The organism is Pseudomonas sp. UTLPPB19802, assembly GCF_059730225.1.
In genome coordinates, this window is the sequence record NZ_AP048545.1 from 1,795,399 (window position 1) to 1,817,452 (window position 22,054).

General features: G+C 64.3%; 19 protein-coding genes. 9 read left to right on the forward strand and 10 right to left on the reverse strand.

What is annotated here, in order from left to right; genetic code table 11:
* Positions 1-121 precede the first annotated feature (121 nt).
* Genes hemL through AC6I6U_RS08165 form a run of 3 tightly spaced genes read right to left on the reverse strand, consistent with a single transcriptional unit; the run spans position 122 to position 2,876 of the window.
* On the reverse strand, positions 122-1,405 hold the full coding sequence (gene hemL / locus AC6I6U_RS08155) for a glutamate-1-semialdehyde 2,1-aminomutase (RefSeq protein ID WP_497881461.1): 1,284 nt from the start codon (positions 1,403-1,405) through the stop codon (positions 122-124).
* Positions 1,406-1,422: 17 nt separating this feature from the next.
* A complete protein-coding gene (gene thiE, locus AC6I6U_RS08160; protein WP_497881462.1) occupies positions 1,423-2,046 on the reverse strand; it encodes a thiamine phosphate synthase in 624 nt (207 codons plus the stop codon).
* Between the two features lie 32 nt (positions 2,047-2,078).
* Positions 2,079-2,876 (reverse strand): hydroxymethylpyrimidine/phosphomethylpyrimidine kinase, encoded by a 798-nt coding sequence (locus AC6I6U_RS08165; protein WP_497881463.1) that lies wholly within the window; start codon positions 2,874-2,876, stop codon positions 2,079-2,081.
* A gap of 285 nt (positions 2,877-3,161) precedes the next feature.
* Here AC6I6U_RS08165 and AC6I6U_RS08170 point away from each other — a divergent pair, with 285 nt between their 5' ends.
* The 4 genes from AC6I6U_RS08170 (at position 3,162) to AC6I6U_RS08185 (ending at position 9,772) form a co-directional block, all read left to right on the forward strand.
* Entirely contained in the window at positions 3,162-5,528 is a 2,367-nt protein-coding gene (locus AC6I6U_RS08170; RefSeq protein ID WP_497881464.1) for a hybrid sensor histidine kinase/response regulator, read from the forward strand.
* A gap of 76 nt (positions 5,529-5,604) precedes the next feature.
* Positions 5,605-7,254, forward strand: coding sequence for an acyl-CoA dehydrogenase family protein (locus AC6I6U_RS08175; RefSeq protein WP_497881465.1), 1,650 nt, complete (start codon positions 5,605-5,607; stop codon positions 7,252-7,254).
* Positions 7,255-7,557: 303 nt separating this feature from the next.
* Complete coding sequence (amn, locus tag AC6I6U_RS08180) at positions 7,558-9,021, forward strand: AMP nucleosidase (RefSeq protein ID WP_497881466.1); 1,464 nt, start codon at positions 7,558-7,560, stop codon at positions 9,019-9,021.
* A gap of 118 nt (positions 9,022-9,139) precedes the next feature.
* Complete coding sequence (locus AC6I6U_RS08185; RefSeq protein WP_497881467.1) at positions 9,140-9,772, forward strand: pseudouridine synthase; 633 nt, start codon at positions 9,140-9,142, stop codon at positions 9,770-9,772.
* Here AC6I6U_RS08185 and AC6I6U_RS08190 read toward each other — a convergent pair.
* Together AC6I6U_RS08190 and AC6I6U_RS08195 are read right to left on the reverse strand one after the other, a co-directional pair.
* Positions 9,767-9,976 carry a DUF2788 domain-containing protein gene (locus tag AC6I6U_RS08190; protein ID WP_017903158.1) on the reverse strand — a complete coding sequence of 70 codons (210 nt, stop codon included), beginning with the start codon at positions 9,974-9,976 and terminating at the stop codon, positions 9,767-9,769. The genes AC6I6U_RS08185 and AC6I6U_RS08190 overlap by 6 nt on opposite strands.
* Positions 9,977-10,285: 309 nt before the next feature.
* Complete coding sequence (locus tag AC6I6U_RS08195) at positions 10,286-10,765, reverse strand: Lrp/AsnC family transcriptional regulator (protein WP_054061508.1); 480 nt, start codon at positions 10,763-10,765, stop codon at positions 10,286-10,288.
* A gap of 430 nt (positions 10,766-11,195) precedes the next feature.
* On the opposite strand from AC6I6U_RS08195, the gene AC6I6U_RS08200 reads away from it, so the two are divergent.
* Positions 11,196-12,341 carry a DUF6515 family protein gene (locus AC6I6U_RS08200; RefSeq protein WP_497881468.1) on the forward strand — a complete coding sequence of 382 codons (1,146 nt, stop codon included), beginning with the start codon at positions 11,196-11,198 and terminating at the stop codon, positions 12,339-12,341.
* Here the strand turns inward: AC6I6U_RS08200 and AC6I6U_RS08205 are convergent, their stop codons facing one another.
* Positions 12,342-13,232 (reverse strand): cation diffusion facilitator family transporter, encoded by an 891-nt coding sequence (locus AC6I6U_RS08205; RefSeq protein ID WP_497881469.1) that lies wholly within the window; start codon positions 13,230-13,232, stop codon positions 12,342-12,344.
* Positions 13,233-13,254: 22 nt separating this feature from the next.
* Positions 13,255-13,674, reverse strand: a complete 420-nt coding sequence (gene pmcY, locus AC6I6U_RS08210; protein ID WP_497881470.1) for a periplasmic Zn2+ metallochaperone PmcY — start codon at positions 13,672-13,674, stop codon at positions 13,255-13,257.
* A 109-nt stretch (positions 13,675-13,783) separates the two neighbouring features.
* On the opposite strand from pmcY, the gene hrpB reads away from it, so the two are divergent.
* Entirely contained in the window at positions 13,784-16,315 is a 2,532-nt protein-coding gene (hrpB, locus tag AC6I6U_RS08215) for an ATP-dependent helicase HrpB (protein ID WP_497881471.1), read from the forward strand.
* 58 nt (positions 16,316-16,373) lie between these two features.
* Here hrpB and AC6I6U_RS08220 read toward each other — a convergent pair whose 3' ends face one another.
* Positions 16,374-17,318 (reverse strand): GlxA family transcriptional regulator, encoded by a 945-nt coding sequence (locus AC6I6U_RS08220; RefSeq protein ID WP_497881472.1) that lies wholly within the window; start codon positions 17,316-17,318, stop codon positions 16,374-16,376.
* A 109-nt stretch (positions 17,319-17,427) separates the two neighbouring features.
* On the opposite strand from AC6I6U_RS08220, the gene AC6I6U_RS08225 reads away from it, so the two are divergent.
* On the forward strand, positions 17,428-18,225 hold the full coding sequence (locus AC6I6U_RS08225) for an SDR family NAD(P)-dependent oxidoreductase (RefSeq protein ID WP_497881473.1): 798 nt from the start codon (positions 17,428-17,430) through the stop codon (positions 18,223-18,225).
* 28 nt (positions 18,226-18,253) lie between these two features.
* Positions 18,254-19,018 carry an SDR family oxidoreductase gene (locus AC6I6U_RS08230; RefSeq protein ID WP_497881474.1) on the forward strand — a complete coding sequence of 255 codons (765 nt, stop codon included), beginning with the start codon at positions 18,254-18,256 and terminating at the stop codon, positions 19,016-19,018.
* Positions 19,019-19,175: 157 nt separating this feature from the next.
* On the opposite strand, the gene AC6I6U_RS08235 is transcribed toward AC6I6U_RS08230, so the two are convergent.
* Positions 19,176-20,258 carry an endonuclease/exonuclease/phosphatase family protein gene (locus AC6I6U_RS08235; RefSeq protein WP_497881475.1) on the reverse strand — a complete coding sequence of 361 codons (1,083 nt, stop codon included), beginning with the start codon at positions 20,256-20,258 and terminating at the stop codon, positions 19,176-19,178.
* A gap of 87 nt (positions 20,259-20,345) precedes the next feature.
* A complete protein-coding gene (locus tag AC6I6U_RS08240) occupies positions 20,346-21,008 on the reverse strand; it encodes a YciC family protein (protein WP_497881476.1) in 663 nt (220 codons plus the stop codon).
* Positions 21,009-21,188: 180 nt separating this feature from the next.
* On the opposite strand from AC6I6U_RS08240, the gene AC6I6U_RS08245 reads away from it, so the two are divergent.
* Complete coding sequence (locus AC6I6U_RS08245) at positions 21,189-21,935, forward strand: DUF2076 domain-containing protein (protein ID WP_497881477.1); 747 nt, start codon at positions 21,189-21,191, stop codon at positions 21,933-21,935.
* Positions 21,936-22,054 lie beyond the last annotated feature (119 nt).

The window sequence follows — 22,054 nt, forward strand, 5'->3', positions numbered from 1 at the left end:
GGCGTTATATGGCCTGGTTTTGCAGGTAATGGATGGGATGACGGGAGGAAATACGGAAAGTTTAGGCAGGAAAGTCGACGCCGGTTGCACCCGGCGTCGGATCTGTCACTGAACGTGTTGCTTATTTCAACGCGGCGAAGGCGCGTTCGGCGGCATCCAGGGTCAGTTTCAGCTCGGTCTCGCCGTGGGCAATCGAGGTGAAGCCGGCTTCGAAGGCGCTCGGCGCCAGGTACACGCCACCTTCAAGCATCAGGTGGAAGAAGCGCTTGAAACGCTCGGCATCACTGGCCATCACGTCATCGAAGGTGACGATGTCGTCGGCACCGCTGAAGTACAGGCCGAACATGCCGCCGGCCTGGGTGGTGACGAACGGGATGCCGGCGGCATCGGCGCGCTGCTGCAGGCCGTCGAGCAGGCGGGTGGTGTAGTCGGTCAGCTCGGCGTGGAAGCCCGGGCGGCTGATCAGGCGCAGGGTGGTCAGGCCGGCGGCCATGGCCAGCGGGTTGCCGGACAGGGTGCCAGCCTGGTAGACCGGGCCCAGCGGGGCGATGCGCGACATGATCTCGCGCTTGCCGCCGAAGCAGCCGACTGGCATGCCGCCACCAATGATCTTGCCGAAGGTGCTCAGGTCCGGGGTCACGCCGTAGTGGGCCTGGGCGCCGCCGAGGGCGACGCGGAAGCCGGTCATCACTTCGTCGAAGATCAGCACCACGCCGTGCTGGTCGCACAGGCTGCGCAGGCCTTCAAGGAAACCGGGGGCCGGCGGGACGCAGTTCATGTTGCCGGCCACCGGCTCGACGATGATGCAGGCGACTTCCTGGCCGACTTCGCCGAGCATCTTCGCCACGGCGTCGATGTCGTTGAACGGCAGGGTCAGGGTGTGCTTGGCGAATGCCGCCGGCACGCCGGCCGAACTCGGTACGCCCTGGGTCAGCGCGCCGGAACCGGCCTTGACCAGCAGGCTGTCGGAGTGGCCGTGGTAGCAGCCTTCGAACTTGATGATGCTGTCGCGGCCGGTGTAGCCACGGGCCAGGCGGATGGCGCTCATGGTCGCCTCGGTGCCGGAGCTGACCATGCGCACCATTTCCATCGACGGCACGATCGAGCAGACCAGGTCGGCCATTTCGGTTTCCATGGCGGTCGGCGCGCCATAGGACAGGCCGTGCTCCAGCTGCTTGCGTACCGCATCGAGCACGTCCGGGTGGCTGTGGCCGAGGATCATCGGGCCCCAGGAACCGACGTAGTCGACATAGCGCTTGTCGTCTTCATCGGTGACGTAGGCGCCTTCGGCATGCTTGAAGAACAGCGGGGTGCCGCCGACGCTCTTGAACGCCCGAACGGGCGAGTTCACGCCACCGGGAATGTGTTTCTGGGCATTGGCAAACAGCGTTTCGGAACGAGACATGGTCGGGCTCTCAAAAGTCATGAAGTGAAGAGGGCATTGAAGGCGCGCGCGCGGCGCGTCACTTCCTGGGCGCTTTCGGCGCCGAACAGGCCGTGGATCACCGCCAGCAGGTCGGCACCATGGGCGACCAGCGGTGCGGCGTTGTCGAGGGTGATGCCACCGATTACGCAGATCGGCAGGTGCAGCGCAGGGCGTGCCCGTTCGAGCAAGGCGATATCGGCCGCCGGTGCACCGGGCTTGGTGTTGGAATTGAAGAAGCGCCCGAAGGCGACGTAGCTGGCGCCTTCCCTGGCCGCCTGTTCGGCCAGTTCCAGTTGCGCGTGGCAGGTGGAACCGATGATGGCCTGGCTGCCGAGCAGGGCGCGGGCCGGGGTCAGCGGGCCGTCGGTCTGCCCAAGGTGCACGCCAACCCCGAGGCGTGCGGCGAGTTCGGCGTCGTCGTTGATGATCAGCCGGGTCTTGTAGCGCTCGCAGAGCCTGAGCAGTGTCTCGGCCTCGCGCAGTCGGCGGGCCTCGTCGGTACTCTTGTCGCGGTACTGCAGCAGCGTCACGCCACCTTCCAGTGCGGCCTCGACATAGGCGAGGAACTTGCCGGCCAGCAGTTGGCTGTCGGTGATGGCATACAGGCCACGTAGTTTCATCGGTTCGGCCTCAAGGCGTTACGGGTGGCACATCAAGAGCAGAAGTCCAGCGGCAGGCGGCGTGGTACGAATTGTCCCTTGCCCAGCTGTTCGGCGTCGCGCAGGGTGCGCCAGGTGTAGTCCAGCGCCGACTTGACGGCACTGACCAGCTGCTCGCCCTGGGCCAGGCGACCGGCGAGGGCACTCGCCAGGGTGCAACCCGAACCATGATAGCTGCCGGGCAGGCGCTGGCACTTGAAGGTCTGGCGGCTGCCGTCGCGACCGTACAGGCGATTGTGAATTTCCTCTTCGTCGCCATGGCCGCCGGTGATCAGCAGGTACTGGCAGTACGGCAGGAGCTTCTGTGCGCATTCATCGGCGCTGCCTTCGGGCAGTTCGGCCAGGATACGGGCTTCCGGGAGGTTGGGGGTGGCGATCTTCGCCAGTGGCAGCAGCCGCTCGCGCATGGCGTAGCCGACCTCGTCCTTGCCCAGCCGGCCGCCGCCGCCAGCGCGCAGCACCGGGTCGCAGACCATCGGCAGGTGCGGGTGCGCCTGGAGCAGTTCGACCACCGTGTCGACCATTTCCAGGGAACCGAGCATGCCCAGCTTGACCGCCGCGACCGTCGAGTCGTTGAGCACCGCATTGGCCTGGGCCAACACCCACTCGCGATCGAGCACGCGGAAATCGCTGACATTTACCGTGTCCTGCACAGTCAGCGCGGTGACAGCCGGAGCTGCATGACAGCCCTGGGCGAGCAGGGCTTCGATATCCGCCTGGAGGCCGGCACCGCCACTGGGGTCGTGTCCGGAGAGGCAGAGAACAACGGGACGAGAGCTGTAGATATTCATGGGGCGCGAGCTTACCACCAATCGGTTTTTTCGGAATCGTCGACGCCGCGTTGCGTTTTTGCCCTGAAGGTTTGTCCGCTACGGCCGATAGCGGGTACTCATAAATGCGATTGAGTCGCTGAAAAGCCCGTTCTAGAGCCATTTCATCAAATATTTCAATGGTGTTTTTTAGCCGTCAGTGGCTATGCTAGAGTGGATCCAAACGAATAACAGGCTATGCGGCATCACGTCGTCTCAAGGGAATGGGGGCTCCTGACGCGACCGGAATGGCTATGCTGGGGCTGTATGCGCTATTTGCTGATGATGTTGTTGAGCTGGCTGCCGCTGATGGCGAGCGCAGTCGAGTTTGATGAATCCACTCAGAGCTTGCCCCTGGGCCGGGTCATGCAGGTATTCGAGGACGTGAGCGGTCAGGCCGCTATCGCGGATATCGCTTCGCCTGCCATGGGCAGTCACTTTCGCCCCCACGACAAGGACGCACTCAATGCGGGTTACTCGCAATCGGCGTTCTGGCTCAAGGTCGACCTGACCTACAAACCGAAAAATCCCGATGTCCGACGGACCTGGCTGCTGGAAATGGCCTACCCGCCGATGGACCATATCGACCTCTACCTGCCTGACGCCGACGGCGAATATCGCCTGAACCAGCGTACGGGTGACGAGTTGCCCTTTGCCAGCCGGCCGATCAAGCAGAACAACTACCTGTTCGAACTGGATTTCGCCCCCAACGAAAGCAAGACGGTCTACCTGCGCCTGCAGACCGCCGGTTCGGTCCAGGCTCCGCTGAGCCTGTGGTCGGCGCAGGCCTACCTGGAAGACCAGCCGGTGCGGCTGTATGTGCTCGGGCTGATCTATGGCGTGCTGCTGGGGATGCTGGTCTACAACCTGTTCATCTACCTCAGCGTGCGCGACACCAGCTACCTGTACTACATCTTCTATATCGCCTCGTTCGGTTTTTACCAGTTGTCGGTCAATGGGGCGGCAGTCCAGTACTTCTGGCCGAACAACCCCTGGTGGGCCAATGCCGCGACGCCGTTCCTGATCGGTTCGGCGGGTTTCTTCGGTTGCCAGTTCACCCGCAGTTTCCTCGATACGGCGACCCATGGCCGCTGGCTGGATCGCCTGTTGCTGCTGTTGATGGCTGTCGGCGCACTGGTCATGGTGCTGTCGCTGATGACCAGCTATGGATTGGCCCTGCGCCTGGCAACAGCGCTGGCCCTGGCCTTCACCGTGACCATTTTCTTCGCCGGTGCCCGTGCCTGGTACCGTGGCCAGCGGGTGGCACGCTATTTCATCATCGCCTGGTCGGCCTTCCTGCTGGGTGGGCTGATCAATACCCTGATGGTGCTGGGCTACCTGCCGAACATGTTCCTGACCATGTACGCCAGCCAGATCGGCTCGGCCCTGGAGGTGGGCCTGCTGTCGCTGGCCCTGGCCGATCGGATCAACGCCATGCGCGAACAGCAGGCCCAGACGCTGCTGGAGTCCGGGCAGAAACTGGAAGTGCTGAACCGTGAGCTGGCCAACAGTAATCGCCTGAAGGATGAGTTCCTGGCGACGGTCACCCATGAACTGCGCACACCGATGAACGGCGTGATCGGCTCGCTGGAGCTGATGCAGACCGTCGCGCTCAGCCCGGAACTGGATCAGTACCAGCAGACCGCCTCCGGTTCGGCACGGGACATGATGCGCATGGTCAATGGCCTGCTCACCCTGACCGAATTGCAGGCCGGACGGCTGAAGGTCTATCCGCAGAGCTTCAGTCTGCGTGGCCTGCTCAATGGCTTGCAGGAGCAGTTCTCCGGGAACGTGCTGAACAAGGGGTTGCACTTTGCTATCGAGGTGGCCGAGGAACTGCCCGACAGCCTCCATGGCGACGCGCCGAAGATTCTCCAGTGCCTGGAGTGCCTGGTGGACAACGCCATCAAGTTCACCCGCGAGGGCGGGCTGGTGTTGCGGGTGGTCGGGCACTCGGCCGAGCCGGGTCACCTGACCCTGTCCTTCGCCGTGATCGATAGCGGGATCGGTTTTACCCATCTGGACGAGGCCACGCTGTATCAGCGGTTCTTCCAGCTCGATGGCTCGATGACCCGTGAATATGGTGGCCTGGGGATTGGCCTGGCGATCTGTCGGCAACTGGTCGAATTGCTCGCTGGGCGCATGACGCACCAGTCCGAGCCGGGGATGGGCAGCCGCTTCCAGATCGAAGTCGATCTGGAGGTGCCGACGCCGCGGCCTTCCCGTTCGCTGTCGACACCACGCAAGCCGCAGGCCTGCACGGTATTGCTGGTGGACGGCAACGAAGTCAGCCAATTGGTGGTCAGGGGCATGTTGCTCAAGCTCGGCTACCGGGTGCTGACCGCCAATGACCCGCGGGCAGCCCTTGAAACCCCGGGCCTGGAGCACGTCGATGCGCTGCTGCTCGATGGCACTGCCGACCAGCAGGGGGCGGCGGTATTGTGCGAGCAGTTGCGCAGCACGGCGGTGCCGATCCTCGCGCTGACCGGCCTGGTCAATGGCGTGGAGCATGAGCGTTGCCGGGCCGCTGGTGTCACCGACTACCTGCACAAGCCGGTGCGTTTCGAGGAACTGCAGAGCGTGCTGGGGCGGCGGCTGCTGAATCAGGTAGAGGGTGAAAGCGCCGGCATTTAGGCGTATATGTCGCTTTTTTCCCAGGGGAGTGCGTGATTCACTGGGCTTCCAGGTACTTCCTGCAGGAGCTTGCCCGATGAATCTCCATCAGTACGCCGAAACCCATGAGGTTACCAACCAGCCGCCCTCGCTCGAGGGAGCCAACCTCTATCGTATCGACCTGCCATTGCAGGAATGGTCGCAGCGCTTCGGCGCAGGATGGGCCCAGGCACGCATTGACGACTATGGTGCGCTGGCCGGTGGGCCGCTGATGGAGGCGGGGTTTCTGGCCAACCAGAACAAGCCGGTGTTCATCAGCCATGATCGCTACGGTCATCGCCAGGACCTGGTGGAGTTTCACCCGGCCTACCACGAGCTGATGCGTACCGCCATCGAACACGGCCTGCCCTCGTTGCCCTGGACCGATCCACGGGACGGCGCTCATGTCGCCCGCGCGGCGATGACCTACCTGCACAGCCAGGCCGAGGCCGGCAGCGGTTGTCCGCTGACGATGACCTTCGCCTGTGTACCGGCCTTGAAACTGCAGGCGGACATCGCCGGGCAATGGCTGCCGAAGATCCTCAGTACCCGATACGATCCACGCAATGTCGGCATCGCCCACAAGAGCGGCGCCACCATCGGCATGGCCATGACCGAAAAGCAGGGCGGCACCGATGTTCGTGCCAACACCACCCGAGCCTATCCGGTGGGCGCCGGTGGCCCCGGCCAGCCCTATGAGCTGGTGGGGCACAAGTGGTTCTGTTCAGCGCCGATGTGCGACGCCTTCCTCACCTTGGCCCAGACCGACAAGGGCTTGACCTGCTTCCTGCTGCCGCGACATCGCCCGGACGACAGCCGCAACCAGTTCTACATCCAGCGCCTGAAAAACAAGCTGGGTAATTGCTCCAATGCCTCAAGCGAAGTGGAGTTCCGTGGCGCCCTGGCCTGGATGATTGGAGAGGAGGGGCGTGGCGTGCCAACCATCATCGAGATGGTGGCGATGACTCGTTTCGATTGCATGGTCGGCTCCAGTGCCCTGATGCGCCAGGCCCTGACCCAGGCCAGCCATCACTGTGCGCACCGGCGTGTTGGTGGACGCCTGCTGAGCGAGCAGCCGCTGATGCAGAACGTGCTCGCGGACCTGGCCCTGGAAAGCGAAGCGGCGCTGGCCCTGAGCCTGCGCATGGGCCAGGCACTGGACCATCTGGGCGACGAACGCGAAGCGCGGTTCGCCCGGCTGGTGACGGCGGTGGGCAAGTACTGGATCTGCAAACGGGCGCCGGCGATGATCAACGAGGCAGCCGAATGCATGGGCGGTGCCGGCTACGTGGAAGACAGCATTCTGCCGCGTTTGTACCGCGAAGCACCGGTGAACTCGACCTGGGAAGGTTCCGGCAACGTGCAGTGCCTGGATGTGCTGCGCTCGCTGTCGAAGGAGCCGGGCGTGCTTGAAGTGCTGTTCGACGAGCTGGGCGATGGCCATGGCGACCAGCGCCTGGCCCGGCATATCGGGCAGCTCAGGCAAGCGTTCGCCGACACCGGCGACATCCAGTACCGCGCCCGGCAACTGACCGAGGACATTGCCCTGGCCCTGCAGGCCAAGTTGCTGCTGGAAGCTGGCAATTCGGCGGTCAGCGACGGCTTCATCGCCGCTCGCCTGAGTGGCAGCGGTCTGGTCTACGGCGCATTGCCGCGTGGAGTGAACGTCGAGGCCATCGTCGCCCGTTCGACCCCGCAGGGTTTCTGACAGTACAGGCGGAATGAGCGGGGCGACGACGACTGTGGCGAGTTGAGCAGAACCGTGGCGAGCGGGCTGGCCCGCGTTCGGCTGCGAAGCAGTCGTAGCAACTGCCAACGCATTGATAGACAGCGATCCCAGCCTTGCGGCTGCTGTGCAGCCGAGCGCGGCGGTGCGGCGTCCCGACAAGCCCGCTCGCCACCGGTGTACGCCGGTCCACGAATCGCGAGGGAAACGAAAACCCGATATTCCCGTCCGACGATGTTGCAGGCAAGATGAAGGTCTGCAACATCAAAAGACAGGATACTCTCCGTGACCGAAGCTTTTATTGTCGTGCAATCTCCCGAACAGGCCGTCGACCGCCTGGCTGAACTCCACGAGCGTGCGACCACTTCCCTGAGCCAGGCGCTCAAGCGTTACCTCAAGGACCGTATCGAACCCGACGCCGAGCAGCGCGCATTGTTCCGTTACCCCGAACTGCGCCTGACCTACACCTACCAGGGCGAAGTCCCGACGATCACCCGCGCCTATGCCAAGGTCCAGTTGCCGGGCACCTACAGCGCCACCGTCACCCACCCCAAGGCGTTTCGCAAATACCTGCTGGAACAACTGGTGCCGCTGATGCGTGATTTCACCGTGACGGTGGAAGTCGGTGTCAGCGAGCAGAACATTCCCTACCCTTATGTAGTCGAGCAGGGCGATGAACTGGCCGGCTCCGGCGTGACCGCCGCCGCCCTGGCGCGGGTGTTCCCAAGTACCGACCTGTCCGCCGCCACCGACGATATCGCCGACGGCCTGCACGACTGGGAAAACGCCGAGCCGCTGCCGCTGGGCCTGTTCGACGCTGCCCGGGTCGACTTCTCCCTGCGTCGCCTGGTGCACTACACCGGCAGCGACTGGCGCCACGTGCAGCCTTGGATCCTGCTGACCAACTATCACCGCTATGTCGACCAGTTCATCCTGCATGGCCTGGAGCAATTGCGTGACGATCCGCGTTTCGTGCGCATGGTGCTGCCGGGCAACGTGATCATCGACAAGGGCATGGACTACGCCGAGGCCCAGACTGTCGCGGCTGCGGTGGTCTGGCACCGCTACCAGATGCCGGCCTACCACCTGCAGGCGGCCGACGGCCACGGCGTGACTCTGGTCAACATCGGTGTGGGTCCCTCCAACGCCAAGAACATTACCGACCACCTGGCGGTGCTGCGTCCGCATTGCTGGCTGATGATCGGCCACTGCGGCGGCCTGCGCCAATCGCAGACCATCGGCGACTACGTGCTGGCCCACGCCTACATGCGTCGCGACGGCATCCTCGACCGGGTCGTGCCGCCAAACATTCCGATCCCGGCCCTGGCCGAAGTGCAACTGGCGCTGCAACAGGCGGCTGCCAACGTCACCGGCGAGAAGGGCGACGACCTGAAGAAGCGCCTGCGTACCGGCACCGTGTTGACCTACGATGACCGCAACTGGGAACTGCGCTGGGCCCAGGAGCGCCCGCTGATCAACCTGTCCCGTGCCGTGGCCGTGGACATGGAAAGCGGCACCATCGCCGCCCAGGGTTATCGCCTGCGCGTGCCCTACGGCACCTTGCTCTGCGTTTCGGACAAGCCGCTGCACAGCGAGATCAAGCTGCCGGGCTCGGCGAACGCCTTCTATGAGCGTGCGGTCAGCCAGCACCTGAAGATCGGCATCGCCGCAGTGGACCTGCTGCGTACCGAGCTGCACTCGCTGCATTCGCGCAAACTGCGCAGTTTCGACGAGCCGCCGTTCCGCTGATATCGAGGGGCCCACTGGGATTTGCATGCCCGCGAATCCCAGTGGACCCTCGCCGGTGGAATTAATGCGCCATACGCCCTAGCATGACGACTCCTGATTCTCAGATGTCGATTTCACCATGCCTCGTCCCCCGCGCCCCGTCGCCCGCCGTTCGGCGGCGAAAAGCCCTGTCGCTCCCCGTCGTGTCGCCAAGGCACCGCCGAGCGAGCCCAGGCTCATCCTGTTCAACAAACCCTTCGATGTGCTGACCCAGTTCAGCGACGGCGAGGGGCGGGCGACGCTCAAGGACTTCATCGATGTGGCAGGTGTCTACCCGGCCGGCCGCCTCGATCGCGACAGCGAAGGCCTGCTGCTGCTGACCAACGACGGCCAGCTCCAGGCACGGATCGCCGACCCCAGGCACAAGCTGGCGAAAACCTACTGGGTACAGGTCGAGGGGACTCCTACGGCGGAGCAGATCGAGCGGCTGTGCAAGGGTGTCGAGCTGAACGATGGCATGACCTTGCCAGCCCAGGCCCGGCTGCTCGAAGAGCCGCAACTCTGGCCGCGCAACCCGCCGGTGCGCTTTCGCCAGAGCATTCCCACCCATTGGCTGGAACTGATCATCCGCGAAGGCCGCAACCGTCAGGTCCGGCGGATGACTGCCGCGGTGGGCCTGCCGACCCTGCGCCTGGTGCGGGTACGGATTGGCGACTGGACGATCGAAGGGCTCGACCAGGGCCAGTGGAAGGAAGTCCCGGCGCGCTTATAGCGAGCCGGACTCGATCAGGCCGATCACTACGCTCTTGATCACGAATGCGGCAACGCCCAGGCCCAGCACGAAGAACAGGATCAGGGTGCCGAAGCGGCCGGCCTTGGATTTTTTCGCCAGGTCCCAGACGATGAAACCCATGAAAATGATCAGGATGCTGACCAGGCCGGTCATCATCCACTCTTCGAAAACGGCAGGATCCATCGACACTCTCCAGCGCACGCGGGGGGTAAAAAGCCCGTCGAGTATACGCCAGCGACGAATCGGCCGGCATTGACCTGCGTCGGTTTGCCTCAGCCCTGTTCCGCTATCCCCTCTCTGTGGGAGCGTGGCTTGCCCGCGATCGGGCGCGCAGCGGCCGCAAAACCTGAGCACGCGTTCCATCTGGCACACCGAGTGAGCCGAATCACGGCCGCTGCGCGCCCGATCGCGGGCAAGCCACTCTCCCACAGGGGTAGGAATCACGGCCGCTGCGTACCGATTCGGCACCCCGGCATAAAGCGTGGTGTCAGGTCAGTTGCGCAGGTGGTTCAACGGCAACTCGGTGCTGTTGAGCACCTGGTTGAGCACGAAGCTGGAGCGCACGCTGGTCACGCCTTCGATGCGGGTCAGGTGGCCCAGCAGCAGCTTCTGGTAGTGATCCATGTCGGCCACCACCACTTTCAACTGGTAGTCGGCGTCCATCCCGGTCACCAGGCTGCATTCCAGCACCTGCGGCAAGCTGCGGATCGCCGCCTCGAAGTTCTCGAAGCGTTCCGGCGTGTGCCGGTCCATGCCGATCAGTACGTAGGCGGTCAAGCTGAGGCCGAGCTTCTTGCGGTCCAGCAAGGCGACCTGGCGGGAGATATAGCCGTCGTCTTCGAGCTGCTTCACCCGCCGCGAGCAGGGTGATGGCGACAGGCCGATGCGCTCGGCCAACTCCTGGTTGGAGATGCGGGCATCGCGCTGCAATTCCGCCAGGATGCTCAGGTCGTATCGGTCGAGTTTGCTCATCATTCAGGCCTTTCTCATAACTATTGCGCTGAATTATCCATCTGAAGTGAAATATTGCGCAAGTCATGTTTATTCGAGCAATGTTCGCAATCGCCTGCCGCCGCTGCCGGCCTATTCTTATCACCAGAATCACTGCAACACGAATCACTGCCCGGACATAGAGTCCACAGCGGCCCGCCGAATCAGGCGCTCCGCGGCCGGCAATCCCACAGGGTTGTGCAGGCCCCCGGGCTACACACTGTCCAGAAGACGGTGTGAGGTGAGCCGGCGTCAAAAGCGTCGAGCACGGACGAAATTCCCCAAAGGGAGGCTGACGAGCCTCCCTTTTTTATTGCGCGTAAAATAAGTCTCGTGACTGATAGAGTGTTGCAGAACCGGAATTCGCTTTCCCAGTCTTATGGTTATGCCCTGAACCGCAGTGAGGAACCGCATGAAATCGCGCATCTGGCGTCTGGCAGGTGTTGGCTTGCTCTGTATGAGTGTCGGTGCGCAAGCGCTGGCTGAAGATCGGGGTGACGATAACCAGCAACATCCCCACCCCAACGGTGGCCAGCGCGGCCCCGAAGGACGACCTGGCGGTCACGAGGGGCGGCCGGAGAACAACCAGCCGCGGCCGGAGAACGTCCAGCCACGCCCGCAGGTCCAGCCGCCGCGTCCCCAGGCGCCGGAGGTTCGACCACAGGCGCCGCAAGCCCGTCCGGAGAACCACTTCCAGCAGCAGAACAATCAGCCACGCCCGGAGAACAACCCGCATTTCGAGCGTCGCGAGCAGAACTTCGGTGGCCAGTGGCAGGGTCGTCCACCACAGAACGACCCCAACCAGCAGCCTCGCCCGGCGCCGCAGCCGCAGAACAACCTGCCGATCCAGGGCCGGCCCGATACCGTTCGCCAGACCCAGGAGCCGCTACGCGGCAATTACTCGGACATCCCCCGGCGCAATGGCTACAACCCTGGCTGGCAGGGCAACGGCCGTCCCGGTGGCAACTTCGATCATCCCAACGACCATCGCTGGCCGGGGCGTCCGTCCGGTCACGGCAATGGCTGGGGGCCAGGGCCGCAATATCGTCCCGGCTACGTGATCGACCGCTTCCCCGACCGTAACTGGCGGGTGCCGTACCGTGGCCAGGACTATTTCTTCTCCGGCGGCTACTGGTATCGCCCGCAGGGCCCACGCTACGTGGTGGTCGCGCCGCCGCGCGGGATTCGCGTCAGCTACTTGCCCGATTATGCGCGGGAAGTCTGGGTTGGCAGTTCGCTGTTCTTCCTCGCGGCCGGGGCCTATTACCTCTACCAGGAAGATACCCAGGACTACGTGGTGGTCGACCCGCCCGCCGCGGCTCCGCAGGTGGCGCCGCCGCCATCGGGCAATGGTTATGACGTGGTGGCCTACCCGGCCAACGGCCAGAGCCCGGAGCAGGTGCAGCAGGATGGCGAGGATTGCTATCGCTGGGCCGTGCAGCAGAGTGGCTTCGATCCGGCCCGCGTCACCTATGCACCGGACCCGGCGGTGGTGCAGACCTATCGCCAGGCACAGGGCAATTGCCTGAGCAGTCGTGGCTACCAGGTCAACTACTGATCAGTCGCGACGCTTCACCACTTCCCGAGGGTCGGCGTGCACCAGCACCTCGGCCTTCGGGTAGGCGGCATGGATCGCGTCGGCGGCCTGGTCACTCAGGCCATGGGCCACCGACAGCGTCAATTCTCCTGGCAGTTCCAGGTGCAACTGTACGAACCAGTGGTTGCCCGACACCCGCGTACGCAGGTCATGGGCGCCGAGCACGCCCGGCACGCCCTTGGCGAGTTCCAGCATGTGCTCGCTGATTTCCGGCGACAACTCCTCATCCATCAGCACGGCAAAACTCTCGCGACCGATCTGGATCGCGCTCCAGAGGATATAGGCTGAGATCCCCAGGCCGAACCAGGCATCCACCTGGGCGAAGCCGAGGCTGGCGAACACCAGGGCCAGCAGGATGCTGCCGTTGAGCAACATGTCCGAGCGGTAGTGCAGCGAGTCGGCGCGCACGGCGGTCGAGCCGGTTTCCCGGATGACCTTGTGCTGCAGCATCAGCAACGCGGCGGTGAGCAGCAGCGACAGGATGATCACGCCGATGCTCAGCCAGGGCGCACCCACCGGCTCCGGATGGCGGATCCGGTCGAACGCCTGCACCGCAATCAGGATCGCACTGCCGGCAATGAACAGCGCCTGGGCCATGCCGGACAGCGACTCGGCCTTGCCATGGCCATAGCGGTGATCATCATCCGCGGGGCGCAGCGCATAGTGCACCGCCAGCAGGTTGAGGAACGAGGTCACGCCGTCGAGCGCCGAGTCGGTCAAGCCGGCGAGCATGCTCACCGAGCCGCTCAGCCACCAGGCGATGGCCTTGGTCACGATCAGGATACTGGCGACCGCGACCGAGGCCCGGGTGGCCAGGCGCAGCAGGCGAGCGTGTTCGGGGCTGTTGCTCATGCGTGGCGGTCCTTGTGCGGCATCAGGCGGAAGGACGCAGGCCGTACATGGCCAGCTGTTGCAGGCTGCCCTTGTGCTGGATCAGCCGTGGGTCGTTCAGCGGCAGGCTCTGGCCCAGTTCGGTCTGGATGATCGCCTGGAGCTTCTGGTTGTCGACACGGCCGTCGGTACCGATGGACTCATGGAGTTTTTCCGGGGCGATCTGCGCGGTAGTGCCGTTGGGCAGGTAGATGGCTCCGGTGGCGAAGTCGATGCCGAACGCGATCAGGCCGGGGATCACGTAGAACAGGATACCGATGGCATCGAGGCCGGCTACCAGTGGGTCGATCTTGCCTTCGATCTGGCCGCGGCGGTCGGGGAAAAAGATCGAGCCACAGGCGGTCAACTGGGTCAGCAGGGTGGCAACCACAACACCACCGATAAGGCGCGAAGGAATACGCATGCAAGGATCTCCTGAGGGGAAAGGCAAACTATACAAGGGTCGACGGATAAGACCTTGAATAATGCAGCTCGGTTCGCCGTTATACTCGGCGGCCTGTTCTGGAGCCACCATGATTTCCTTGCCGATTGATGAAGTTTTGCCTGCACTGCGCCAGGCCCTGGGCGAACGCCACGAAACCGTGCTCGAAGCCCCGCCCGGCGCGGGCAAGACTACCCGGGTGCCGCTGGCGCTGCTGCACGAGCCGTGGCTGGCCGGGCAAACCATCCTGATGCTCGAACCCCGGCGTCTGGCGGCCCGTGCGGCGGCGGAGCGGCTGGCGGCAGAGCTGGGGGAGAAGGTCGGCGAAACGGTCGGCTACCGGATTCGGCTGGAGAGCAAGGTCGGCCCCGGCACCCGGGTCGAGGTGGTGACAGAAGGTATCCTCACCCGCCGCCTGCAGGACGACCCGGCGCTCGAGGGCGTCGGCCTGCTGATCTTCGACGAGTTCCACGAGCGCAGCCTGGATGCCGACCTGGCCCTGGCGCTGAGCCTCAATGGTCGCGAGATGTTTCGTGACGAGCAGCCGCTGAAGATCCTGCTGATGTCGGCGACCCTTGAAGGTGAGCGCCTGTCCAGCCTGTTGGGGGATGCGCCGGTGGTGCGCAGCGAGGGGCGCATGTTCCCGGTGGCGACCCGCTGGGGCCGCCCCTTCCAGCCCGGCGAGTTCATCGAGCCACGGGTGGTGCAGACCGTACTCGAGGCCGTCAACGATGAAAGTGGCAGCGTGCTGGTCTTCCTGCCGGGCCAGGCCGAGATCCGTCGTGTGCAGCAGCAACTGGAAGAATCCCTGGGCAGTCGGCCAGATATCCTGCTGTGCCCGCTGCATGGTGAACTGGACCTGTCCGCCCAGCGCGCGGCGATCGAGCCGGCCCCGGCGGGCAAGCGCAAGGTGGTGCTGGCGACCAACATCGCCGAGACCAGTTTGACCATCGACGGCGTGCGGGTGGTGATCGATGCGGGGCTGGCGCGGGTACCGCGCTTCGACCCCGGCAGCGGCATGACCCGCCTGGACACCCAGCGCATTTCCCGCGCGAGCGCGACCCAGCGGGCCGGTCGGGCAGGGCGCCTGGAGCCTGGGGTGTGCTACCGACTGTGGTCAGAAACCCAGCATGAACAACTGGCGGCCTACGGCAGTGCCGAGATTCTCCAGGCCGACCTGGCCGGGCTGGCTCTGCAACTGGCGCGCTGGGGCGTGGCGGTCGAGCAACTGGTCTGGTTCGATGTGCCACCGGCGGCGGCTTATGCACAGGCCCGCGACCTGCTCCAGCGCCTGGGCGCCTTGGCAGCCAAGCCCGGTGAAGACTCGACGCTGACCCGCCACGGCCAGGCAATGGCCGAACTGCCGGCGCATCCTCGTATTGCCCACTTGCTGTTGCGCGGCCAGGCGCTGGGCCTGGCGAGCATGGCCTGTGATGTCGCGGCCTTGCTCGGCGAGCGGGATATCCAGCGGGGCGGTGGTGCGGACCTGCACAGCCGCCTGGCGTTGTTGGCGGGAGCAGAGCGGGTTTCACGCGGCGGTCAGGGCGGGGTGCAACGAGCCCGGCAACTGGCGCGGCAATACCGTGGCTATCTGCGCGGCAAGGCAACCGAGCCGGTGGCCGACCCCGAACATTCGCGTTGGCTTGGTGCCCTGCTGGCGCTGGCCTACCCGGATCGGGTCGCCCAACAGCGGCGGGCCGGTGGCGCGGAATATCGCCTGGCCAACGGCCGGGCGGCGATGTTCAGTGAAACCGACAGCCTGATGAAGCAGCCCTGGCTGGTGGTCGCCGACCTGGGCAGTCGCCAGGGCCAGCGTGAAGAGCGGATCTACCTGGCGGCCGAGTTCGACCCCGGCCTGTTCGACACGGTGCTGGCCGAGCAGGTGAGCGACGTCGATCAACTGGACTGGGATGAACGCGAGGGCGTGCTGCGTGCCGAGCGCCAGCGCAAGGTCGGCGAGCTGGTGTTGAGCCGCGAGCCGTTGACGGGGCTGGACGAAGCCGCTCGCAGCCAGGCGCTGGTCAACCTGGTGCGGCGCAAGGGCTTGGAGCTGTTGCCCTGGACCCCGGAGTTGCGTCAGTGGCAGGCGCGGGTAGCGTTGCTGCGCCAGCTCGACCTGGCGGACAAGGGCCAGAGCGAATGGCCGGATGTCAGCGACCAGGCCTTGCTGGCGAGCATGGAACAGTGGCTGGCACCGTACCTGGGGCGGGTCTCGCGGCTCAGCCACTTCGCCAACCTGGAACTGGCCAGCATTATCCACAACCTGCTGCCCTGGCCGTTGCCGCAGCGGCTGGACGAGCTTGCCCCGCATCACCTGAGCGTACCCTCGGGCTCGTCGATCCGCCTGGACTACAGCGAGCAGCCGCCAATCCTGGCGGTGCGCCTGCAGGAGTTGTTCGGTTTGGCGGAAACGCCGCGGGTGGCCGGAGGCCGGCAAGTGGTCAAGCTGCACCTGCTGTCGCCGGCGCGGCGTCCGGTGCAGGTGACCCAGGACCTGGCGAACTTCTGGCGCAGCACCTACGCCGAGGTAAAGAAGGACCTCAAGGGGCGTTACCCCAAGCACTACTGGCCGGATGACCCGCTGGTGGCGGAAGCGACGGCTCGGGCCAAGCCGCGCAAATAGTCGCAAGTACATCGCCCTGCTCCTGCGAGGGGCGACGCGGAGAGTGGTGGGTGTCTGTTCAGCCGACCCGCCGCGCATCTCGCCGCACCGCCTGCGGCGGCACGCCAAAGCCGCGCATGAACACCTCGCGCATATGGCGCCGGTCTCGGAAGCCGGTTTCCCTCGCCACGACATCCAGGCTGTGACGGCTCTGCTCGATCATCAAGCGCGCCGCCTCCAGTCTCAGGCTCTCTACGGCCTTGGCCGGCGACTGCCCGGTTTCCGCGGTGAACACTCGGGTGAATTGTCTCGGACTCAGGTGCACCACCTCGGCCAGTTCCTCGACGCTCAACGGGCGATTCAGGTGCTGGCGGGCATAGTCCAGGGCGCTTTGAATCCGATCCGACTTGGGCGACAGCGAGAGCAGTTCGGAGTGCTGGGACTGCCCTCCGGAGCGGCGTTGATGCATGACCAGGCGGTGTGCCACCGAGCGTGCGAGCTCTGCCCCAAGGTCCTTTTCCACCATCCCCAGGGTCATGTCCATCCCGGCCGTCATGCCGGCGGATGTCCACACCGGCCCGTCGACGATAAAGATCCGGTCGTCTTCGACCTCGATGTTCGGGTAGTTCGCTTGCAAGGCTTGGGCATAAGCCCAGTGCGTGGTCGCGCGACGCCGGTCAAGCACGCCCGCCGCAGCCAGGACGAAGGCCCCCGTGCAAATCCCGGCAGTGCGCCGCGCGCTCTCGGCGAAGCCCCGCACGCTGTGCAACACGTCATCGGCCGGTGGCGTCAGGGGTGCAAGAGTGCCGGCCACCATCCAGCTGTCGGCGAGGCCGGGCGTACCCAGCGGCAATGTCTCGATCTGCATGCCGAGGGACGAGCGCACGATGCCTCCCGCCTGGGAGAAGTTCTGGATCCTGTAGACCGGTTCTCCCGCGACTATGTTGGCGAATTCGAAAACTGCCTGGGTGGCCAGGGACATCACCTGGAAGCCCTCGGTCAGCAGATAGCCCACTCGATGCATGATGACGCTCCTTTGTTCGTGTCCTAAAAACGTACCATATACGTCGTTTAAGACAAAATCGGTTTTCCGCATCATGGCTCCAATCCCCAACACACAACGGAGCAGGACCATGACTCAGGAACACAAAGGCACCGCACTCATCACCGGCGCATCCACCGGAATCGGTTCGATCTATGCCGAGCGCCTGGCCCGCCGCGGCTATGACCTGGTGTTGGTTGCCCGCAACCGTGACCGTCTCAACACGCTGGCCAGTCGCATCACCACCGACACCCAGCGCAATGTTGAAGTCTTCCCGGCTGACCTTGCCAACCCGCAGGACCTGGCCCGGGTCGAGCGCAAGTTGCGCGAAGACGCCAGCATCACCCTGCTGGTGAACAACGCCGGCATCGGCACCCACACCGGCCTGCTGGAAAGCGATGTGGAGCGCATGGCCGAAATGATCAGCCTCAACGTCACCGCGCTGACCCGCCTGACCTACGCCGCAGCACCCGGTTTCATCGCCCGCAGGCAGGGTGCCCTGATCAACATCTCGTCGATCGTCAGCCTGGCCCCGGAGCTGCTCAATGGTGTGTACGGCGGCAGCAAGGCTTATGTCACCGCCTTCACCCAGTCGTTGCACAAGGAACTGTCCCCGCAGGGCATCAAGGTCCAGGCGGTCCTGCCCGGTGCCACCGCAACCGACTTCTGGCAGATCGGCGGCCTGCCGGTGGAAAACCTCGATCCTGGCATCGTGATGTCGGCTACCGATCTGGTCGATGGGGCCCTGCAGGACTTCGACAAGGGCGTGCTGATCTCCATCCCCTCGCTGCATGACCTGCAGCCGCTTGAGCACTACGAGGCTAGCCGGCAGGCCCTGTTCAGCCAGCTTTCCAGCAACCGCCTCGCGCCACGCTACAACGCCAGCTAATTCGATTTCATTCAGAAGGACACGAACCATGAAACTCAGCGCAAACACCATCTTCATCACGGGCGGCACTTCAGGAATTGGCCGGGCTCTGGCCGAGGCGTTCCATCAACGCGGTAACCAGGTCATTGTCGCCGGCCGGCGCCAGGCGTTGCTGGACGAGATCGCCCAGGCCAACCCGGGAATCGACACCATCCAGCTCGATATCAACGACCCGCAGCAGATCAAGGCGGTCGCGGGGGAGGTCATCCGCCGTCATCCCACGCTGAACGTGGTGATCAACAACGCCGGCATCATGCCCTTCGACAACGCCGGTTCCGGTGATCTGGATGACGAGCAGGCGGTCGGACTGCTGCAGACCAACCTGCTTGGCCCTGTACGGATCAGCGCGGCATTCGTCGAACACCTGAAGCGCCAACCGGATGCCTATATCATCAACAACAGCTCGGTGCTGGCCTTCCTGCCATTGGCTATCACGGCGCTGTACTCGGCTACCAAGGCGGCGATCCATTCCTACTCGCTGTCCCAGCGCTTCATGCTGCGCGATACCAGCGTCAAGGTCCTGGAAATTGCGCCACCTTGGGTAGATACCGATCTGGTTCACAAGAGCGGCGACGAGCGCGCCATGCCGTTGGATGACTTCATCCGGGAAACCCTGGCCAAGCTCGAAACCGCGACCACCGAAGTGCTGGTGGACCGTGTCGCGCCGCTGCGCGCCAACCAGGGCAAGGACGAACATAAGCTGATCCACCAGTTCAACCTGTCACTGGTCGACAACCCGATCCCCGTCGCTTGAGCAAACAGGCCCCTGCTACGCCGTGGCAGGTGTCCCGCCACTATCGCTCGCCAGGTTTCAACGACGGGCCAGGACAAGCGGGAGAAACCCCAGCGGCTGATGCGGGTATGGATCGATGCCCAGCCGGTGGCGACCCACTGGGGGGGCATGCGGCGGACTATTGCCCGGCCGGCAGCAGGAAGCGCGCCACCAGCGGCAGATGATCGGAGATCTTCAACGTATCGTCCTGCCGCACCTGCGCCTCCACACGGCGCATCTTCGCGCTGTAGAAAAAGTAATCCAGCGTCCGGTCCGGGCCGCTGACGGCGGGGTTGTTCGGGTAGAAGGTCAGCCACTGCTCGCGATCGATCCCGCTGGCCTCGTTGTTGCTCGGCACCATCGGGTATTTGTCCCATAGCACATGCAGCTCGCTGTCCGCCGAATAGCCGCCACGCAGGTTGGCTGGCAGGCGCAGGTACTGGCCCAGCGGCAGCAGGTTGAAGTCACCGCCGATCAGCCATGGCGTGCCCTGGCTTTCGAGCTTGTCCAGCAGATGGAGGGTGGCCTGCACCTGGCGCAGTTGGGTGTCGTTCTGGGCAAAGGGCGCCAGTTGGGTGTTGATCACCGCCAGTTGGTCGCCGTTGCTCAGTGGCAGGTAGTTGAGCAGCAGGGCCTGTCGCGGCTGGAACTGGCGTTCGACCAGGTTGTCCGGCGCCAGGGGCAGTTGCAGGCGTTCTGCATGCTCGATCTGGTAGCGGCTGAGGACCGCCAGCTTGCGGCCGACGCTGCCGAGAATGTGCCAGTTGGGTACGAAATCGGCTTTCCAGTCGAAGGCCTGGGTGCTGCAGGGATACAGGTCGGCCACCCGCTCCTGAAGCAACTTCAGCTGGTCCTGGTAGGCGCTGGCCTTGGCGTTTTCGTCGACTTCCTGCAACAGCACGAGGTCAGGCTTCTCGTCGCGAATCACCCGGGACACTTCATCGAGGCTGAAGGCCATGTCGGCCGGAGTCGGACGTTCATCCTTGCCGTGGCCGTCGGCCGTTTCGTACCAGAACACGTAGCGCTTGCCGGCCAGGTACTGGACGTTCCAGGTCATCACCTTGAGCGCCTGGCCCGCGACTAGCACCGGCGCCTGAGCGGTGCAACTGACGGGCAGTGTCTCCTTGTCGTCGGGCCGCCAGGTCAGGCTGTAGAGGGAAAGGCCGAGCAGGGCGGCGACAAGGACGAGGGTCAGCAAGGTGTAACGTAATAAACGGGTCATGGGCGCGGCTTATGACGTTGCTGTTGGTGTAGGAGCATACCCGACGGCCTTGTCAGGGGTTAACCCCTGTCCCTGGGGGCTGTCCGGTCAGTCCCGGCCAGCTTTTTCAGTGATCAGCATATACAAGCGGAACAGCACGACGCTGGTAAACAGTTGTAAAAAACTGTGCGCGCTGTCGATGACCACGGTCAGCACCGGGTTCTGCGGCTCCGGGTAGAGGTTGGCGCTGATGCCCTTGAGTATCCACAACGGTGCCATGACGCAGAGGATGCAGGTGAAGGTCAGCCAGAAATACCCGCGGCTGAGAGTGAAGCTCTCCTTCAGTGCCCGCAGCGGCTCGCTGCGGTGCAACACCAGCCGGTATTCGGCGAATGCCAGCACCACGGTCAGCCAGATGCCGGGCAGGAAAAACAACGACAGGCCCAGCACGGTGGCGACGGTGGTGGTGGCTGCCAGCAGTGCCATGCGGGGCCACAGGCTCAGGGCGGCGGCCAGCAGGATGCGATTGCCGGGCGCCTCCCCACGGGTACGGGCATCGAGGAACAGGATCAGCGCCGCGGTGTACAACGGGTAGACCACCAGCCCGGCCAGCAGGTCGTAGCTGGGCGGGGCGTCGGGGCCGATGGCGTTGTCCAGCAGATGCTGGAGCACGGTTTCGAGTACCACCAGGGGGAGGCACAGTTGGGCGATCCGCCCCAGGTTGCGGCGGAAGAAGTAGAACGAGTCGCGTAGCACGGTGAACGGAGTCATGGGGTCGCTATCAAGGTCAAAGCAAGGCGCCACTTTAACCGATGACGCTCTGCGACACTCGAATGTAAACGTTGCGTAAGGATCATTGAAACTTCCTGCAACAACCCCATAACTGATGCACGTCCCTGCCAGTGTTGGCCCGGACGACCGATTTCTACCCGGCAATCTGATGAGGTCGCCATGAATAGCGAAGAGCAAACCCTGATCGATGGACTGTTTTCACGGTTGCAACAAGCCGAAAAGGATTCAGCCCCGCGTGACGCCCAGGCCGAGGCGCGGATCAAGGAGCATCTGACGCGCCAACCGGCTGCGCCGTACTACATGACTCAATCGATCCTGGTGCAGGAGCACGCGATCAAGAGTCTCGACGAGCAGAACAAGCAACTCCAGGCCCAGCTCCAGCAGCTCCAGGACGAGCTGCAGCAGGCCCGTGCCCAGCATGCGGCGCCAGCGCAGAGCAGCGGCGGTTTCCTGTCGAGCATCTTTGGCGGTGGCAATCGCGAGCCGGCTCCGGCACCGAGCAGTTCCACGGGTGGCTGGCGCGAACCTGCGCGCCCGGCATTCAACGCCCCGCCGCAGCAGAACTACAACCCGCAGCCCAACTATGCCCAGCCACAGGCGGCACCCGCCGCTCCCGTCGGCAGCGGCTTCCTCGGTGGCGCGTTGAAAACCGCCGCGGGCGTGGCCGGTGGCGTGATGCTGGCTGAAGGCATCAGCAGCCTGTTCCATCACAACCAGCAACAGCCACAGATCATCGAGGAAATCATCGAGCCCGCGCCGATGAGCAACAACGATGGCTGGGGCAATGGTGGCGGCTGGAACGACGAGCCGCGCATGGCCAACAACGACGCCTGGGGCAACAACGACCAGGGCGGCTTCCTTGACAGCGACGACAGCTCTTTCTCTGACGACGACTCCTACGTCTGATCCCTCGCTATCCGGGGCGCGAGTGCGCCCCGGATTACCTTTTCCCCGCACGAAAACCTGCTGCACCGGCTATCTACTGGCCAACTGCGGTCGGCGATTGTTTCGCTGAATCCTCTCCC